This is a genomic window from Desulfoluna sp. CYM3A, from assembly GCF_056829965.1.
Genome location: NZ_CP186556.1, coordinates 4,867,042 through 4,885,019, shown reverse-complemented (window position 1 = coordinate 4,885,019; position 17,978 = coordinate 4,867,042). Strand labels below are relative to the sequence as shown.

Here is a 17,978-nt window from a genome sequence, read left to right as displayed (position 1 = left end):
CGGTTCTGGCTATTCGTTTTCCATGGCCTGCCGGGTCGGTATGTCAATGACAAAGCTGGCCCCCCCGAGGTCCCCCTGGCCGATGCGGATGGTGCCGTTGTGATCCATGACGATGCGCTGGCTCAGGCTGAGGCCGATGCCGGTGCCGTCGCTTTTGGTGGTGTAAAACGGGTCGAACACGCAGTCACGGATTCGCTGGGGCACGCCGGGGCCCGAGTCCGAAACGGCGATGAGCACCCGCTCCGACTCCATGGCTGTCTTCACCTGGATGACCCGGGGGCCGGGCAGCTCTTCCATGGCTTCGGCGGCGTTGTGGATCAGGTTCATCATCACCCGAAGCAGCAGGTTGCTGTCTGCGTAGCAGGGGAGGGGCTCTTTGCTGAGGCTGGTCTCCACGCGGATGTCGCTCTTTCGAAGGGAGGCCTCGGTGAGCCCCAGGGCATGGGTGACGGGTTCGTTTGCATCCATCACCCTGAACAGGGGCATGCCCGGCTTGAGAAAGTCCATGGCCCGCCTGATGACCGTTTCAATGTCCAGGGATGCCTCCTTGAGCTGGCGGATGCATTTTTGGGTCTTTTCTTCCTGGCCGGGGTCCCCGGCGACTTTTTCCAGGACACCCAGGTAGAGGTTGATGCCGGACAAGGGGTTGCGGATCTCATGGGCGATGCCTGCAGTCACCCGTCCCAGGGAGGCCATCTTGTCCTTGATGCCCACCATGTGCTCCAGCTCCTTGGCCCGGGTGACGTCGATCATGTTGAGCAGGACAGACTCCTGTTCCTGGTAGACGATGCGAGCCGCCCTGCAGTGGACCCACCTTGCTTTGGGACCTTTGTCGCCCTCGGTGGACGGCAGGAAACAGAAATCGGACTCGTTGCAGGCGACCTCGCCGTTTTGAACCACCTCGATAAACCGTTTGATGCTCTCCCTGTCGTCATCGTGGGGGGCAATATGGCTGAAGACGTCTCCGTTGTCCTGCATGGGGCCGAAGAGCCTCTCCTGTTCCGGGTTTTGATAGACCACGCGGTTGCCCTGGATGATGGAGATGCCCACCGGAGAGTTGACGACCAGGTCAAGGAACTGCTTTCTGCTTGCCTTCAGGGCCTTTTCCGCCCGCTTGAATTCCGTGATGTCGGTGACAAAGCCGTCCACCGAAAGGAATTCGTCCTGGGGGCCGTAAAGCCCCACCCCCTGCTCCCAGACCCACTTTTTTTCCCCCGATGCCGTGGTGATGCGGTAGACCAGCCGATACGGTTTTTTTCCCGCCAGGGCCTCCATGATGGTCTCCCGGTTGGGACCGATGTCGTCGGGGTGGACCACTTTTTGGGCGTAACAGAGCTCCATGCCCGGTGCGCACAGGCTCTTGTAGCCGGTGAGCTCCTGGCATCCCTCGCTGGTGTAGTCCATGGGCCAGTTCTCTTTGTCCACGCGGTGGCTGAAGGCCATGCCCGGGAGGTTGCTTACCAGGGTGGCCAGCCTGTGCCTGTTGGCCCGCAGCTCTTTTTCCGCGGATTGCCGTTGGGCCAGCTCAAGGGTGAGCTCCCGATTTTTTGCACTGAGCCGTTTGCGCAGGGTGAGGTTCCAGGCCATGGCAAGCCCGCATGCGGCAACGGCAAGGAGAAGGGCCGGGGACAACGGGGAAGGTGGCTGGGAAATGGGTGTTTCGGCAAAGGCCGCCCCAGGCAGGAGCGTGGCCGCCAAACCGGTTCCCGCAACTGTGCAGATCATGGCACACAGCCTGTTGGTGACAGTGATAAGTGAGCGCATAATATCCTGATATCCCATGATGATGGTGTAAGTATGGCGATATGATGGCACACTTTGTAGGCAAATAGAATATCAATAATAATTTATTTTATAAAATTTAGTATTCCATGATGAGGACCTCTCCGGCATGACCGCCACCCGGAACATGGCAGGGCCGTGATTTTTTTCTTTGACTCTCCCCCAGGGGCGGGCTTCAGGGTGGCGGCTATGTGAACGCGGAACAACAGAACAGAGAAGGCGGAGTATGTACAATATCGGCACATTTTCACGGATCACGGGCCTGACCATCAAAGCCCTCAGGCTCTACCATGAGCGGGGCATTCTGGTGCCCCGTTTCGTGGACGAGAAGAGCGGCTACCGGTACTACAACCGGGACGACGCGGCCAGGGCCCGCGTGGTGGTGGCCCTCAAGGCCATGGACTGCTCCTTGTCGGAGATCCGGCACGTCATGGCTCACTGCGCCGATGAGTCCGACCTGGTGGGATTCCTCCAGAACAAAAGGGAGGCCCTCCAGGCCGAGATCGCAAGGCTCCACGACATCTCTTCTGTCATTGACCGCATCATCAACCGAGAAAGAGAGGTCATTAAGATGCAAGGAAAAACGTTTGAGGTGGAAGTAAAATGCGTGGAACCCCGGCTGGTGGTTGCCCACCGCTGGACCGGTGCGTGGCAGGAGATCGGCGAGGTGGTGCTCAAACTGCGCGGCGCAGCGGAACAGGCGATTTCAGGCCCTGTGGTAAACCTCTGCTACAACGATGAGTACAAAGAATTCGACGCCGACATTGAGGTGTGCATGCCCTTGTCTCAGCCCGTGGAAAGCCCCTGGACCTGCCGCACCCTCGAAGGGGGCGAGTTTGCCACCCTGCTGCACCGGGGTCCCTTTGAAACCCTGGGAGAGAGCTACCTCCGGGTCTTTGACTGGATCGACGCCTCGGGCCGCAAAGCCGGCCTGCCCACCCGCCAGGTGGTCCATAAAGGCCCTGGCCCCCTCCTTGAAGGGGACCCCGAGATGGACCGAACGGAGGTCCAGGTTCCTCGACCGCAGCGACTCTTCAGCTCAAAAAAGCCTCCGGCGGCAAGGTGGGGGCACCTTGAAACCCTATGGCGAATGCATGGAGGGAGACATCATGCATTCGCTTTCGGGGCATTCGCGTGGTGTGTGACATTTGCAGGAGAGGCCCATTTTATTCTTCTGGAAATACGATGAAGGGCCTTTAAAGGCCAGGGCTAATGCATTTAGATTTTGCTCCCGGCGGTCCTGCCGGGGATCAGCTTTTGAAAAGTTAGACAAATAGGCCATAATGAAGCCTTTTCCAGGCTTCGTCGAAACAATCTTATGATTTTCACATTGGGAACGTTTTTTGCGGAGCTTTTTTTCAAAAAAGCGACCCGCCGGAGGCAACTGAGTTGTCACATGCGTTTGCCCTGTTTTAAAAGCGGATTGCCCTTGTGCTTCCCCCACGATTGCGATGCCTGGAAGAATCGACTGGGATGGTTATGAAACAGATTGATTTTTTTTGCCTGATAAGCTAGCGTGCTAACAAAAAGCGGATTGGCCATTCTGCCGTCTCATTTTACCCAAGGAAGATACCATGAAAGGGATAGATCCCAACGAAAGCCTCGGTTTCCAATGCAACCTCACGGTGAAAGCCTTTGTGAACTCCCTTGAAGAGAGGCTTAAAGGGACCGGGGTGTCGCCGTCTCAGCACCGGGCCCTGGCTCACCTCATTGCCCTGGGGCCTTTGCCCCTCACCGACCTGGTGAAGCGGCTGGGCATTGCCACGCCCACCGGCGTGCGCCTGGTGGATCGCATGGAGCGGGACGGCTGGGTAACACGGGAGCCGGACCCCGAGGACAGCAGGCGTAAAATGCTTGTCCCCACGGAAAAGGCCCATGAGGTCTGGGCAACCATCTCGGTGGTTTCAAAGGAGATGCTGGACCAGGCCTATCAAGGCGTGCCCCCCGAAGAGATCGAGAGGGTCATCGCGGTGCTTGAAAGGGTGCGGGGAAATCTCTCCAGTTCCCATTAACCTCCGGTCCCCTTTTTTTATTGTAAAACCTAGCGTACTAACATTGCGGGGAAGTGCTTATGTTTAACATCATGTTGTACCTGGCAGCTTTTGTGTTGCTTCTGATCTCCTACGCCAAAGACAAAGGAAAGACACGGAAGGCTCTGATGAAAGCCTGGAAGTCGTTTGAGAACCTGATGCCCCAGTTTCTCGTCATTCTGCTGGTCATCGGGTTTCTCCTGGCGGCCGTCGGCCCTGAAACCATCACCCGTCTTTTGGGGCAGAATTCCGGCTGGGTGGGGATGGGCATGGCCGCCCTCATCGGGTCTGTGACCCTTATTCCCGGCTTTGTGGCCTTTCCGCTTACGGCGGCCTTATACGAACACGGGGGAGGGCTCATGCAGCTGGCCGTCTTTGTCTCCACCCTCATGGGGGTGGGCGTGGTGACGCTTCCCGTTGAAATGGGGATTTTCGGGCTGCGGGTCTCCCTGGCCCGCAATCTGTTAAACGTGCTGCTGGCCTTTGGGGTGGCTGCGATCATGGGGGTGGTGCTTACATGAGACCTTTGCTTAAACGCTACCGTGTTTTTCTTTTGATGCTCGCGGCCTTGGGTGGCCTCAGTTACGTTAACGCAGACCTTGCCGCACGCTCCCTGGGGCACTCCGTGGATTACCTCGTGGAGATGATGCTGGTGATTCCACCCATTTTTGTGCTTTTGGGTATTTTTGATGTGTGGGTGCCTCGGGAAACCATCGTGAGGCTCATGGGCGGGGAGTCCGGTGCCAAGGGCACGCTTCTGGCCCTTTGCCTGGGCTCGTTTGCTGCAGGACCCCTCTACGCAGCGTTTCCCGTGGCCGGGGTGCTGATCAAAAAAGGGGCGCGCTTTTCGAATATCATGATCTTTATCGGGGCCTGGTCCACCACCAAGGTTCCCATGCTTCTCTTTGAAGCCTCATCCATGGGCTGGGATTTCATGCTGTGCCGACTGGTGATGAACCTGACGGGGCTCATGGCCATTGCCCACATTCTGGATGCGCTGTTGCCCGAGGAGCACAAGGCCCTTTCCCCTTCAGGCTCGAAACGCGATGCGCCTGGCGCTCTTCGATGAGGATCATGGCGCAACAAGCCGCAAACACGTTCCGGTTGCCGATTGAGAGCATACGACGTGCCAACCAATGTGGAGATGACCTAAATCTTTTTTAGACCTGTTTGTCAAACCCAAGGCATCTAAATTGGCAAAAGTTTAGCCCCCGGCAGGGCCGCCGGAGGCTTTTTTCTTTTTTCCTTATTTTTTCCCCCCGCCCAGGTAGGCTTCCCGGACGCTGGGGTTGGCCAGGAGGGCGTCGGCGTCGTCTTCCAGGACGATGCGGCCCACCTCCATGACGTAGCCCCGGTGGGCGAGTTTGAGGGCGGCCTTGGCGTTTTGTTCCACCAGGACCACGGTGACCCCGCTTTTGTTGATCTCGGCCACGGTCTCGAAGATGGCTTTCACCAGGATGGGGGCAAGGCCTAAGCTCGGCTCGTCCAGGAGGAGGATCCGGGGGTTGTTCATAAGGGCCCTGCCGATGGCGAGCATCTGCTGTTCGCCGCCGGAGAGGGTGCCTGCCAGCTGGTTTTTCCGCTCCTTGAGGCGGGGGAACAGGTCAAAAATCCAGCGCCGGGTCTCTTCCACCCGTTTGTGGTTTTTGGCGGTGAAGGCGCCCAGGTTGAGGTTCTCCTGAACGGTTAAGGTGGAGAAGACGCGGCGGCCCTCCGGGGACTGGGTGAGCTTTTCCTCCACCACCTTGTGGGCGGGCATGGTGTGGATGGGTTTTCCGTCGAACCAGATCTCGCCTTCCGAGGGTTTCAAGAGCCCGCTGATGGTCATGAGGGTGGTGGATTTCCCGGCGCCGTTGGCCCCCAGGATGGTGACGATCTCCCCCTCGTCCACGTGCAGGTTGATGCCGTGAAGGGCCTCCACGGTGCCGTATTTCACATGGAGATTTTTTACGTCTAAAAGCACGTTTCGCCCTCCTCCTCATCGTCGTCAGTGCCCAGGTAGGCTTCGATGACCTTCTTGTTGGTCTTTATCTCTTCGGGCAGTCCTTCGGCGATTTTCTTGCCGTATTCAATCACCACCAGTTTTTCGCAGGCCTGCATCACCAGGCTCATGTCGTGCTCGATGAGAAGCACGGTGATGCCGCGGGCCTTGATGCGGGCGATGATGTCGATTAAGGCGTCGGTCTCCTGTTCGTTCATGCCCCCTGCCGGCTCGTCCAGGATGAGGAGCTTGGGCTGGGTGGCCAGGGCCCGGGCGATCTCCAGGAGGCGCTGGTTGCCGTAGGAGAGGCTGTCGGACCGGGTTTCGACATCTTCCGAGAGGCCCACGAAGTCCAACTCGGCCAGGGCCAGCTTGATGGCCTCTTTTTCTTCCCGCTTTTGAAAGGGCGTTTTCAGCATGGCGGCGATGGAGCCGGACGTCATGCGGCAGTGGCATCCGGCCAGGACGTTTTCCAGGGCCGAGAGGGTCTTGAAGAGCCGGATGGTCTGGAAGGTCCGGGCCACGCCCATGGAGACGATTCTGTTGGGGGCCATCCCGTTTAAGACGTGTCCGTTAAAGATCACCTTGCCCTGGTTGGGCACGTAGTTGCCGGTGATGAGGTTGAAGACCGTGGTCTTGCCCGCCCCGTTGGGGCCGATGAGGCCGAAGACGTCCCCGGCCTCCACGTCGAAGGAGACCTCGTCCACGGCCCGTAAGCCGCCGAAGTCCTTGATCAGGTTGTCCAGTGTTAACAGGCTCACGGCATCTCCTCCCGTATCTTGTCAAGGGGGTACGTCCTGGGCCGTGGAGGCAGGAGCCCTTCGTTTCTGAAAATCATCATGATCACCATGGCCGCGCCGAAGATCAGCATGCGGGCCTGGCTGAAGTTCCCGAAGTCCAGGGAGAGGGTGACGCCGAAGTTTGCAAATATGCTGTTGATGAGGTCGCTGACGGCGCTCATGCTTCGGAAGATCTCGGGCAGGCCGATGACGAGAAAGGCCCCTAAGATGACCCCCCGGATGCTGCCGGAGCCCCCTAAGATCACGATCATGAACATCACCACCGACTCCCAGAAGTTAAAGGACTCCGGGGCGATGATGGTCATCTTGGCTGCGTAGATGGTACCCACCATGCCGGCCCACACCGCCCCCAGCACAAAGGCGATGAGCTTGTAGTAGGTGGTGTTGATGCCGCTGCCCTCGGCGGCCACGTCGTCTTCCCGCAGGTAGTTCAAGGCCCGGCCGAACCGGGAGTTTTCCAGGCGGTGAAAGAGAAAGACCGTCACGGCCATGAATCCCCAGATGAGGTAGAAGAACTCGTGGGGTTTTCGGATCTTGAAGCCGAAGATGTACGGCCGGTCGATGCCGAAGATGCCGTTTGCCCCTCCGGTGATGCCGAAGACGTTGTTGATGAGGGCGATGCGCACGATCTCCACAAAGCCGATGGTGACGATGAGGAGGTAATCTCCTCGCAGATGGATGATGGGGCGTGCCACGATCAGGGCCACGAGCCCTGCCATGAGCCCTGCCACGGGCATGAGCCAGAGCACGGGGATGTCAAAGGTGGTGTTTAAGATGGCGGTGGTGTAGGCCCCCACCGCGTAAAAGGCGGCGTGGCCCATGTGGAACAGGCCGGCGTGGCCCAGGATGATGTTCAGGCTCAGGGCCAGCAGGGCGTACATACCGACGCTGTTCAGCACGTCCACCCAGTAGGCGTTGAGAAAGGCCGGTGAGATGGCCAGCAGTGATGCAAGTGCAATGTAAATGGCGTTTCGTTTCATACGGTCATGGCCTCGCTGTAAAAAATTCGGTCCAGGGTTGATAAAGGCGTGGTGGCGGGCCGTGGATGGCCCACGTGCGGGACAGGTCCCGTCACACTTTTTCCGCAACCCGTTCGCCCAGGAGGCCGGTGGGACGAACGATAAGGATGAGGATCAACACGACAAAGGCGATGGCGTCCTTCCAGGCGATGGATATATACGCCGCGCCCAGGGCTTCGATGACCCCCAGGAGCAGGCCGCCGAGCATGGCGCCGGGGATGTTGCCGATACCGCCCAGGATGGCCGCGGTAAAGGCTTTCAGGCCGTAAATCCAGCCCATGGTGAAGTTGATCTGCCCGTAGTAGAGGCCCACCATGAGACCGGCCGCGCCCCCTAAGGCCGGGCCGATGAGAAAGACGATCATGATGACGGCGTTGACGTTGATGCCCATGAGCTTGGCCGCGCCCTGGTCGATGGCAACGGCCCGGATGGCCGTGCCCGTTTTGGTCTTCTGGATAAAGAAGTAGAGGGCGGCCATCATCACCACGGAGGTGAGCAGGATCAGGATGCGCAGCAACGGCACATTGAGGCCGAAGATGGGGATCACCACCTTGGGCAGGATGTCGTGGGGGTAGACCTGGTAGCGGGCGCCGTAGATGAGCATGACGGCGTTCTGGAAGAAGATGGAGGCGCCCAGGGCCGAGACCACGGCCGAGAGCCGGTGGGATTCGCGCAAGGGGCGGTAGGCGATGCGTTCCAGGATGATGCCCACCACGGCCACAAGGCCCATGACCATGATGGCCAGGGCAAGGACCACGCCGAAGGGGCCCAGCCGGTCGGTGAGGCCCAGGGCAGAAAGCAGGGTGAGCCCCAGGTACGCCCCGATGGTGAAGAGATCGCCGTGGGCAAAGTTGATCAGTTTCAAAACGCCGTAGACCATGGTGTAGCCCAGGGCGATGAGGGCGTAAATGCCCCCCACGGCCAGGCCGTTGGTCAGCTGTTGAAAAAACAGTTCCATCTTACTTCTCCGGTGGTACGTCACGCGGCAGAGGCATCGGGAACCCGATGCCTCTGATGCGTGTTGGGATTTCTATCAACCCGGCGATTGCATGCACCCTTTGATTTAAGGTTGTCGCCGGGGTGATAAGCATGCGAGGCGCCTCGCCGTCTTCTGTCTGTCCGGGCGAGGCTGTCGCCCCTTACGGCTGCAGCACGAAGCTCCCCTGGCCGTCAACCTTGTAGAGACGGTAGAGATCGCCTACGCGGTCCCCTTTTTCGTTGAAGGAGAGCTTGCCGGTGAGGCCGGGCATGTCCTTGAGGTCGTTGTGGAGGTACTTGGCCAGGACCTTGGTGTCCGTGGAGCCGGTGGCCTTGATGGCGGCTGCGATGGCGTTGAACCCGTCACCGGAAAGAACCGCCCAGACCGAGCCGGGGACTCCGTTGTACTTCTTGGTGTAGGCGGCAAGGAAGGCCTTGGCTTCGGCGGAGTCCAGGTCCTGGGGAACAGGGGGGCTCAGGAAGAAGAAGCCTTCGGCGGCTTTTTTGCCGGCAATCTTGACCAGGTCGGGGTTGTTGGTGGCGTCGCCGCCGATGAAGGGCACATCCCAGCCCATCTCCATCTTCTGGCGAAGGAGAAGGCCCGCTTCGGGGTAGTAACCGGTGAAGAGGACGGCGTCGGGGGCCGAGGCCTTCATCTTGGTGAGGATGGCGCTGTAATCACGCTCTCCGGCGGTGAGGGCTTCGTAAAAGACGATTTCCGCAGGCTCTTTTTTCAGCAGCGCCTTGGCTTCGTCGGCCAGGCCCTTGGCGTAGGTGGTGTTGTCGTGGAGGATGGCTACTTTTTTGAAGCCCATGGTCATGAGGGTCTTCACCGCCACCTTGCCCTGCTCGTCGTCCCTGGGGCAGGAGCGGAAGAAGTAGTCCAGTCCCTTTTCCGACAGGCGGATGGCCGTGGAGCCGTTGGCGATCTGGATGATCTCCTCTTCGTCGTAAATGTTCTGGGAGGCTTCGGTGATGGACGAGCCGTAGGTGCCGATGACGGCGATGATATCGCGGGTGGCCAGTCGCTGGGCGGCCAGGGCGGCCGTACGGGGATCCTCCTCGGCATCGTCTTCGGTGATGATCTTCAGCACCTGCTTGCCGAGGAGCCGACCTGCAGGCTGTAGCTCCACTAGCAGCTCGACGATTTGTTTCATGTCCTGGCCTTCGCTGGCCCAGGAACCGGTGAGGGGACACATGAGGCCGATCTTGATGGTGGCGGCCGCGGCAATGGATGCCGTCAGGGAAAAACACAAGGCAAGAAACAGAACTCTTTTCATAAACACATCTCCTCATTGTTGGTCTCGGTGTGACGGGATCCGGTCCCACCCGGATCCGGACGGACAGGCGACGAGGGTCATGCAAACCGGTGTCGGCCGGGGGCCGGCCGGCTGTTTGCCCTGTCCGGTCATGCCTACTGGTCTCTTTGCGTCAAGTTGTCTCATATTACTATTGTGCGTTAGTAACGAGATATGACGAGGCCCGTGCATAAGCCGATGAACCCATGGGCACATTGCCACAACGCTTTATGGAAACGGTACGTGGATAGCTGGATACAGCGTTGGGGTTGGGTTGTCCTTACGAACGGTCATTTAACTTCTATTTTCATAAAACATCAAGTTTTTTCTATGGATTGCCTTGTATTGACTTGCTCAAATGTTCCTTGAATTAAGGCCTTCTTTGTCGGCTTTTCGATGATATGGGGCTAATATTATATTTGATTCTTCTGAAGATTTAGAAATTGTGAAGGCGGGTTGCTCGCAGGGTGGGGATGGTAATGATGGGATGGGTGGGGGAACTCGCAAAGGGTGGCCTAAGGGTTCCCTTTCCGGGTATACTGAAATCGGGCCCGGAATCACAGCCGGGTGACGGTGCCGTTCACAGGTCAAGGAGGTGCTTTCATGAAAGAGCTTCGTCCTGTCGGAAATATGGCAACCCTTGAGCTCCATACCGATCTTTGCGCGAGATGCGATTTTTGCGTCGTGGTCTGCCCCCAGGGCGACCTTGCCGGGGATGGCCCTGAAATGCGCGCCACCCGTCAAGACAACTGCCTGGCCTGCGGGGGCTGCGCCCGGAATTGCCCGGTGGCCTCAGCTTCCGCCAAGCCCGGCGTGGGCTGTGCCGCCTATATCCTCTCCGGCTGGGGCAAGGTGGGGACGCCTTGACATTCTGTGGCTACGCATTTCCCTTGTACAAAAGAAAGCGCGGATAATAGAGATCCCAGTGGATGGAGGCGCACCGCAGCCCAAAAGCCAGGGCCAGTCCGTAGTAACGGTTGAAAGCGTGGTCGGGGGCCAGGTGAAGAAGTAGGCAGAAGAGGGAGGCGCCGAGGAGGGCCGGGGTGGCGTAGAACTCCCGGCCCAAAAGCAGGGGCATCTTGCCGGTGAGGATGTCGCGGATCATGCCCCCGGCGATGCCGGTGGTCAGGCCCATGAGCACGGCCACCGGGTAGGAGAAGCCCAGGGAGAGGGCCTTTTCCGCGGCGGTGATGGTGAACAGGCACATGCCGAAGGAGTCGGCATAGAGAAACAGGGTGTAGGTGTTGCTGACAAAGCGGATAAAGAAAAAGGCGATGAGGGCGGCTGCCACGGAGACCCAGAGGTAGGTCTCGTCCCCGATCCAGAAGATGGGGTTGGCGTCCATGAGGATGTCCCGGATGGTCCCGCCCCCAAGGGCCGTCACCACCCCAAGGAGGATGATGCTGAACAGGTCCATGTCCTTTTTGCCCGCCGCCACCACCCCGGTGACGGAAAAGGCGGCAATGCCCACCATGCCGATAAGATAGATGATCATGTGTCGTAGCCTCAGCTGCGCGTTGGGGTCGTCTATTCGTGGGAAACTTTTCCCCGTGATTTTTTCAGGTCGCCGCGACGGGTCTTGGCCTTGAGGCGCCTCTCCCTGGAATTTTTCGATGGCCGGGTGGGGCGCCTTTTTTTGGGCACCGCGGTCACCCCCCGGATCAGGTTGATGAGGCGCTCCAGGGCTGCCTGGCGGTTCATCTCCCGGCTGCGGTGCTCCCGGGACTTGATAATCACCATGCCCTCGTCGGTGATGCGGTGGTCGGACAAGGCCAGGAGCCGCTCCTTGTAGACCTCGGGCAGGGAGGATGCACGGATGTCGAACCTCAGGTGAATGGCCGTGGCCGAGGTGTTGACGTGCTGGCCCCCGGGGCCCGACGCTTTGACGGCGGAGATCTCCACCTCGTCGTCACCAAGGGAGAGTCGCTGTGTGATCATGATTGGCAAAACATGGACTCCTTTGGTATCGGTTCAGGTAACTATTCAGCTTAAAAAAGCCTCCGGCGGCCAGGGGATGCAAGCCCTGGATCCAGGTTCGGGAATGCTCTATCGCCTTCGCTTGACGCGCCGTAGCCCGGTGACGTTGGTTCAGTGGTGATACGCAGACACGGGCGTAAGTGGATTTCTCAGGTTCATCCCATTTCCTGACGGGCTGTGCCCGTGTTGAAGGGCAATCCCCTGGCCCAGGGTACCCTTCGTTCCCAGGCTCCGCCTGGGAATGATGCATGGAGGCTCTGCCTCCACGATTGAGGTTGCGTAACACTGTATATTCTGCTCGTTATGCCGCCATGCCTCACACCTGCAAGGCGGAGCCTTGCAACCGACACCCCCAGGCAGAGCCTGGGAGCGAGGTGTCCGGCGGCCAGGTGGGGGCACCTGGAAACCCTGTGGCGAATGCTTGAAGGCAGACATCAAGCAACGGTACTTTGGGGCATTCGCGTGGGATGTGGCAACCGTGTTTTACAGGAAAGACCTGTTTGTCAAACTTTTCAAAAGTTTGGCCCCCGGCAGGGCCGCCGGAGGCATAACCCCCCTGTTTATTTTTTTGCGCTGTGGTACCACGCGGCAATGGCTGCCGCCGCTTCGGCCGGGTCGACGTTGGGCACGGTGAACAGGGGCGGGGCGTCCACGGCCTTGTATACCTTGTCGTAGTAGTCCACCATCACTTCATTGAGGAACCCGCGATAGTCTCCGGCGTCGATGGCCGCGCACCATCTCTCCACCGTCTCTTTGCCCACCCGACGCGTGAGAAACCGCACCGCGTCTTTGACCATCTCCTCCACCTCTTTGCCGCCTTTGCCGAAGTACTCCTTTTCCAGACGGGCCAGTCGGGTCTCGAGGGGGCAGGTGAGGCCGATGTGGGTCTCTTTTTCAAGGGCCTTGCAGACGGACGGGGGCAAGTTGAACCTGCCGATTTTGGAGCTCTCCATTTCGGTGAGAAAGGGAGGCAGGCTGCCGTCGGGGTTTCGGTGCTGCAGGATGTTGACGTAGAGGTTGGTCTCGAAGTCTCGCTGGCTCTTGGCCAGGGACTCCCCCATGAGGTTGAAGCGGATCTCCCCGAAGACCGAGGCGGCGTGGCCTGCCGCTGCTTCCAGGTGGAGGACGGGCAGGTCCGGGTGGTGTGCCTGGATGTACTCCAGCAGCTCGGATTTCCCGCAGCCGGTCTGCCCGGAGAAGGGGTAGAGGGTCAGCGTGGTTTCGTACAGCATGGTGTGCACCTCTTTGCGGAAGGCCTTTTGCCCGCCGTTGAGGCGCACGGCATCGATGCCGTTCTGGTTGAGCATGCTGGTGGTGTAACGGCTTCGGCCTCCGCCCCGCCAGCAGTAGAGGATCACGGGCCCGCCCTGGGCCAGCTCCCGGACCTTTTCAAGGTAGGCCTCTTCCTTTTGCCGGGCCAGGTGCCAGGCGTAGGAGAGGGCCAGGTCCTTGTCGTGGCGCTTATAGATGAGCCCCACGTTGTGCCGTTCCTCGTTGGTGAGGATGGGGATGTTCACGGCAAAGGGGAGGCGCTCCCGTTCAAACTCGGCCTCGGACCTCACGTCGATGAGGGTGTAGGGCCCTTTTTTCCCGTGGGCCAGGTCCGTGAGAATTTCCGTGAAGTTCTCCTGGGGCATCACCCGCTCGATGGCGGCGATGTCCTTGAAGTGGACGTGGGGGAGGTTCAAGGGAAGCACCTGTTTCAGCAGGGCCGCCAGCTCCTCCTTCTGGTCGTGATCGTGGTTGTCTGTGTCGCTATCGCTATGGGTCATGGGGGGGAATCCCTTATTCTTCGGTTGTATGGGTGACGGATGTCACCGCAAAACGAATCAAAGGGTGCGTTGCGATGGCTTCCTGTATCTCATTGTTGTGCCCGCTTCTTATCAGAAAGGGGCCGGGGGATGCCACCGGAAAAAACAGCACCCCCGAGTCGGGTCACAGGGTTTGTCTTATTTCATCCCAGAAGGCCAGCTCCCGGCAGGGTGGAGACGGGGCGACCTGTGGCCAGGGCGCTGTGGTAGACCTTGGCAATTTTCTCCAGGAACTCGGCGTTCCTCAGAGCCTGCTTGAGGGAGCCCCCCAAGTTCAGGGCGCCGTGGTTCTGCATGATAAAGCAGGCACAGCCGTTGGTGACGGCATCGCCCACCTGGGCGGCCAGGGCGTCGGTGCCGCTGATGGCATAGGGTATCACCGCCACCTGGTTGCCGATGTGCATGGTGATCTCGTCAAAGAGGGGTGGGATGGGGGTGTTGAGCACCGAAAAGATACTGGCGTGGAACTGGTGGGTGTGGGCCACGGCCCCCACGTCCGGCCGCGCCTTGTAAATAGCGGCATGCATCCCCGCCTCGATGGAGGGCTTCAGATCCCCTTCCAGCCGGTTGAGGTCGAAGTCCAGCAGGCAGATGTCCTCTGGGGAGAGTTCGTTGTAAGGCACGGACGACGGGGTGACGGCAAAAAGGTTTTCACCGGGCACCCGGGCTGAGACGTTGCCCCCGGAGCTGAGGTGGGAGCCGAAGTAGTTATTTTCCGAAAGCCAGAGGGCCGAATCCAGGACCTCCTGCTTGATGTCGATGGTTGCGTCCATATGTATAGGAACTCCTTCCTGGCACCACCCGGGCGATACCGGGAGGCCTTCGTTTTTCAAGGTCTTCTATGGTTAAAGTGAGTGGAAAAAGCATGCCTCCGGCGGCGAGGGTGGCGAAGCCACAATAGCGAAAACACCTCGAAAGCTTATTGCCCTTGCACGTTGCCCTTCGTTCCTCAGGGCAACGTGCAAGGGCCTTCGACTCGGGCTGCGCCCGACATAAACGCTGATGGCTTATGCGGGCTGGCTCACAAGCTTCGACGCCACAGGATACGTTGTCGCTACTAGTCATGCTCGGTACCCGCACTGCCTCCGGCGGCCCTGCCGGGGACCAAACGTTTAATCTGCCTTCGCCCACGTCCAAGGGGTACGGCGCGACAAGCGAGAGGGAAAGCGCATTCGCCCCCCTGTCTTCGAGGTGTCACACCTCGCCGCAGGAGTTATTCCGGTTAAAGGCAAGCGGCTCCCTAATGCCCTTCATCGGGTTTGCAGAAAAATAAAATGGGCCTCTCCTGCAAAAGCGGTTGCCATATGTCACAGGCCACGCGAATGCCTCGAAAACGTCTGCATGATGTGTCCCTCCATGCATTCGCCTTAGGGTTTCCAGGTGCCCCCACCTGGCCGCCGGAGGCCTGCTTTTTCAACCCGCTTTATCCATGGAAGGCAATCTGAGTAATGCCCAAACATTTTAGTATAGGCCCCCGGCATGGCACCGTAAAGAAGATTGTGGTGCGGGCTTGTGTCTGCCTGCGGGATACGATAAGAATGGGGAATTTCTTCGTAAATATCGATTGGATTGCAACAGGGCGGTGACCCATCGCCCGGGGAGTGTCGTTATGTTCGGATGGTGCGGAACCGTGCTTCGTGTGGACCTGACCCACGGGACCCTGGAAAAAAAAGAGCTGGACCGTGAGGTGGCCAAGGCCTTCCTCGGGGGCCGGGGCCTCAACGCAAAAACCCTGTTTGACGAGGTGGGACCGGGAGTGGACCCCCTGGGGCCGGAGAACCTTCTCTGTTTTGCCACCGGCACCCTGACGGCCACCACCATGGGGCTCTCCAGCCGTCTCCACGTCAGCACCCTGTCCCCATACAGCGGGATCATGGGGGACGGCAACGTCGGGGGAACCATGGGCAACGTGATGAAGCGCGCCGGCTACGATCAGCTCGTGGTGAAAGGTGCCTCGGATAAGCCCGTCTATCTTCTCATCGAAGACGGGGAAGTCTCCCTCCATGACGCCGGGGACCTCTGGGGCCTGGACACCTGGGCCACCACCGACATCCTCGTGGAGCGCCACGGCAAGGGCGTGAGCGTGGCCTGCATCGGCCAGGCCGGAGAGAACCTTGTGCGCCTTGCCTCCACCATGGTGGACAAGTACGCCTCGGCCTCCCGGGGCAGCGGGGCGGTGTGGGGATCCAAAAACCTGAAAGCCATTGTATTGAGGGGCACCGGACGCCCAGAGCTCTTTGACCGGCCCGGTTTCCTGGCTCTGTCCAAAGAAGACAAGCAGTTCATGGCCAAGGACCGGGTGCAGCAGGAGGTGGCGGCGGTTTACGGCTCCCACTACGGCATCACCCACTGGTATCCCGGGTACCGCAACTTTGAAAAGGAGCTTTCCCCAGAGGAGGTTCCTGCCCAGATTCGCCACGACGCGTGGAAAGAGTACGAGATCGACCGCGTGGGCTGTCAGAGTTGCCACATCAAGTGCAAGAACCTCTACAAGATTCCCAGGGGAGAGCGCAAAGGCGAGGTGGGGGAAGGCCTGGAGTACGAGGCGGTCTACTGCCTGGGCACCAACTGCGGGGTGGACGACCCGGTGGCCATCATGGAGATGGAGAACCTCTGCGATGCCTACGGCGTGGATGTCATTGCCATCGGCAACACCATCGCCCTGGCCAAGGACCTCTACAACCGGGGCATCATCGACGATGAGGTGACGGGGGGCCTCGACCTCTCCTGGGAGAACGCCGAAGACCAGGTGGAGCTGGTCCACAAAACCGTCATGCGCGAAGGCTTCGGCAACCTCATTGCCGAGGGCATGTACTCCCTGGCCAAGATCGTGGGCAACGGGGCCATGGAGTATTGTTACCATACCAAGGGCCTGGGGCGCGGGGTGTACCCTGCGGGTCTCTTCTCCCTGGCACACGCCATCGCCACACGGGGGGCCGACCACCTGCGCGGCCGAAGCTGGTCCTGCGGGGAGAACTCCGATGAGGACGTGCTCAAGGACCTTATGGATAAAGGCATCATCACCGACGATCCGGTCCACTCCATGATCCACGGGGAGCGGGTGACCACCCTGGCCGACACCATCGGCCGATGCAAAGGCGCGGTCAACACCTGGACCTGTGCCTTGCCCCTTATCTGGAAAGGGTCCCTTTTCGACGGCCTGGCCGACATGCTCACCAAGGCCACGGGCGTTGCCTACACCGGCGCCATGGTGGAAGAGGTCTCCGACCGCATCGGGGCCGTGGAGCGCGCCTTCAACGCCCGCCAGGGGATCACCATCACCCACGACATGCTGCCCCAGCGCCCGGACTTCAAGCACTCCCCGGAAGGGGCCGAAGAGCGGGAAGAGCACATGGCCCTGGTGCGGTCCTGGTACCGGGAAAACGGTTACGACCCGGACACCGGGCTGCCCACGGCCGAGACCTATGGCCGTTTGGGCATCCGGGATGTGGGAGACACCCTGGCCCGGGACGGGGCCTACACATCGTGGGACGGCCCCCTGCTGATGGAAGCAGACGCCTACCCCCGGGGCGGAAAGCGGTTCTAACCGGGTTCCCACATGCGACGTTCCTTCGTTACACCGGAGTATAGACGCAGAGAGTGACACCTGGTCCTAAATAAAAAAGGCCCGTAAGCGGTTCTCGGAAGGGACCGTCTGCGGGCCTTTTCATGTTTAATAAAGGAAATAAACGGGAACGCTGTGTTACAGCAGCCGCTTGTCGTCGGGGATGTCGCAGGTGTTGCTGGTACCGCATTGGGAGCAGTCGCAGCTGCACCCTTTCTTTTTACCGGTGAACGTGTGGTAGAGGGACCGCGCGGTAAAGAAAAAAGCGGCGGCCACCACCAGAATGACGATAGCTGTGTCAAGCATGAAATCGGCCTCTCTATTAAAGGGGTTGCGGCCCATGGTGTTGATGGGCACGGGGGCGGTGTAAGCCGCTTGGCACCCCCTGCGGGTGCATGAGAAAGATAGGGAGTGTCTGAGGATGTGTCAATGTAAAAAGTTTGGCTATCCGAAAAATATTTTAGCAAAAAAGAAGGTCTTTGGGTCAAAGTGTTTTACTGATTTTCCGGTTAACTATTTGAAATGATATGTTTGACTGGCCTGGCGTGGTGTGTGAGGGACCTCGTTGACCGATTGAAATCGTTGAAAAAAAGAGTTGCATGGGGTGAGGTGGTGTGCTATCAACCCCATAAAAACTTTGGCTTGCCAAAAAAGAGGCTTCCCGAAGGAACCGTGAGGTCATCGTTCCCCGAAAGCACCTCCCCGCAGATGAGATGCGGCAGGCACGCGGACCGGGG

General features: G+C 59.4%; 17 protein-coding genes. 6 read left to right on the top strand and 11 right to left on the bottom strand.

Annotation, left to right across the window (positions count from 1 at the left end; genetic code table 11):
- Positions 1-9: 9 nt before the first annotated feature.
- Positions 10-1,764 (bottom strand): ATP-binding protein, encoded by a 1,755-nt coding sequence (locus ACOYW1_RS24715; protein ID WP_482420151.1) that lies wholly within the window; start codon positions 1,762-1,764, stop codon positions 10-12.
- A gap of 244 nt (positions 1,765-2,008) precedes the next feature.
- On the opposite strand from ACOYW1_RS24715, the gene ACOYW1_RS24710 reads away from it, so the two are divergent.
- The 4 genes from ACOYW1_RS24710 (at position 2,009) to ACOYW1_RS24695 (ending at position 4,881) form a co-directional block, all read left to right on the top strand.
- The gene (locus tag ACOYW1_RS24710; protein ID WP_482420150.1) at positions 2,009-2,971 is read left to right on the top strand and encodes a MerR family transcriptional regulator; all 963 of its coding nucleotides are present in this window, start codon (positions 2,009-2,011) and stop codon (positions 2,969-2,971) included.
- A gap of 385 nt (positions 2,972-3,356) precedes the next feature.
- Positions 3,357-3,794, top strand: a complete 438-nt coding sequence (locus ACOYW1_RS24705; protein ID WP_482420149.1) for a MarR family winged helix-turn-helix transcriptional regulator — start codon at positions 3,357-3,359, stop codon at positions 3,792-3,794.
- 59 nt (positions 3,795-3,853) lie between these two features.
- Entirely contained in the window at positions 3,854-4,333 is a 480-nt protein-coding gene (locus ACOYW1_RS24700; RefSeq protein ID WP_482420148.1) for a hypothetical protein, read from the top strand.
- Positions 4,330-4,881 carry a permease gene (locus tag ACOYW1_RS24695; RefSeq protein ID WP_482420147.1) on the top strand — a complete coding sequence of 184 codons (552 nt, stop codon included), beginning with the start codon at positions 4,330-4,332 and terminating at the stop codon, positions 4,879-4,881. The genes ACOYW1_RS24700 and ACOYW1_RS24695 overlap by 4 nt, the downstream gene beginning before the upstream one ends.
- Before the next feature lie 177 nt (positions 4,882-5,058).
- Here ACOYW1_RS24695 and ACOYW1_RS24690 read toward each other — a convergent pair whose 3' ends face one another.
- From ACOYW1_RS24690 to ACOYW1_RS24670, 5 genes are all read right to left on the bottom strand, one after another.
- The gene (locus ACOYW1_RS24690; RefSeq protein WP_482420146.1) at positions 5,059-5,775 is read right to left on the bottom strand and encodes an ABC transporter ATP-binding protein; all 717 of its coding nucleotides are present in this window, start codon (positions 5,773-5,775) and stop codon (positions 5,059-5,061) included.
- The gene (locus tag ACOYW1_RS24685; RefSeq protein WP_482418214.1) at positions 5,766-6,554 is read right to left on the bottom strand and encodes an ABC transporter ATP-binding protein; all 789 of its coding nucleotides are present in this window, start codon (positions 6,552-6,554) and stop codon (positions 5,766-5,768) included. Before ACOYW1_RS24685 ends, ACOYW1_RS24690 begins: the two co-directional genes overlap by 10 nt.
- A complete protein-coding gene (locus ACOYW1_RS24680; protein WP_482420145.1) occupies positions 6,551-7,573 on the bottom strand; it encodes a branched-chain amino acid ABC transporter permease in 1,023 nt (340 codons plus the stop codon). Before ACOYW1_RS24680 ends, ACOYW1_RS24685 begins: the two co-directional genes overlap by 4 nt.
- A gap of 91 nt (positions 7,574-7,664) precedes the next feature.
- On the bottom strand, positions 7,665-8,570 hold the full coding sequence (locus tag ACOYW1_RS24675; protein ID WP_180142405.1) for a branched-chain amino acid ABC transporter permease: 906 nt from the start codon (positions 8,568-8,570) through the stop codon (positions 7,665-7,667).
- A gap of 181 nt (positions 8,571-8,751) precedes the next feature.
- Entirely contained in the window at positions 8,752-9,870 is a 1,119-nt protein-coding gene (locus tag ACOYW1_RS24670; RefSeq protein ID WP_482420144.1) for a branched-chain amino acid ABC transporter substrate-binding protein, read from the bottom strand.
- 621 nt (positions 9,871-10,491) lie between these two features.
- On the opposite strand from ACOYW1_RS24670, the gene ACOYW1_RS24665 reads away from it, so the two are divergent.
- Positions 10,492-10,755 (top strand): 4Fe-4S dicluster domain-containing protein, encoded by a 264-nt coding sequence (locus tag ACOYW1_RS24665; protein WP_482420143.1) that lies wholly within the window; start codon positions 10,492-10,494, stop codon positions 10,753-10,755.
- Between the two features lie 10 nt (positions 10,756-10,765).
- Here ACOYW1_RS24665 and ACOYW1_RS24660 read toward each other — a convergent pair whose 3' ends face one another.
- The 4 genes from ACOYW1_RS24660 to ACOYW1_RS24645 all read right to left on the bottom strand — a co-directional run bounded on the left by ACOYW1_RS24660 (position 10,766) and on the right by ACOYW1_RS24645 (position 14,449).
- Complete coding sequence (locus ACOYW1_RS24660) at positions 10,766-11,383, bottom strand: trimeric intracellular cation channel family protein (RefSeq protein ID WP_482418211.1); 618 nt, start codon at positions 11,381-11,383, stop codon at positions 10,766-10,768.
- A gap of 32 nt (positions 11,384-11,415) precedes the next feature.
- Complete coding sequence (gene arfB / locus ACOYW1_RS24655; RefSeq protein WP_482423815.1) at positions 11,416-11,826, bottom strand: alternative ribosome rescue aminoacyl-tRNA hydrolase ArfB; 411 nt, start codon at positions 11,824-11,826, stop codon at positions 11,416-11,418.
- Between the two features lie 599 nt (positions 11,827-12,425).
- Positions 12,426-13,637, bottom strand: coding sequence for a tRNA 2-selenouridine(34) synthase MnmH (gene mnmH / locus ACOYW1_RS24650; protein WP_482420142.1), 1,212 nt, complete (start codon positions 13,635-13,637; stop codon positions 12,426-12,428).
- Positions 13,638-13,819: 182 nt separating this feature from the next.
- Complete coding sequence (locus tag ACOYW1_RS24645) at positions 13,820-14,449, bottom strand: class II aldolase/adducin family protein (RefSeq protein ID WP_482420141.1); 630 nt, start codon at positions 14,447-14,449, stop codon at positions 13,820-13,822.
- Positions 14,450-15,285: 836 nt separating this feature from the next.
- Between ACOYW1_RS24645 and ACOYW1_RS24640 the strand changes: the two genes are divergently transcribed.
- Positions 15,286-17,223 (top strand): aldehyde ferredoxin oxidoreductase family protein, encoded by a 1,938-nt coding sequence (locus tag ACOYW1_RS24640; protein ID WP_482420140.1) that lies wholly within the window; start codon positions 15,286-15,288, stop codon positions 17,221-17,223.
- Positions 17,224-17,379: 156 nt separating this feature from the next.
- On the opposite strand, the gene ACOYW1_RS24635 is transcribed toward ACOYW1_RS24640, so the two are convergent.
- The gene (locus ACOYW1_RS24635; RefSeq protein WP_180142424.1) at positions 17,380-17,547 is read right to left on the bottom strand and encodes a FeoB-associated Cys-rich membrane protein; all 168 of its coding nucleotides are present in this window, start codon (positions 17,545-17,547) and stop codon (positions 17,380-17,382) included.
- Positions 17,548-17,978 lie beyond the last annotated feature (431 nt).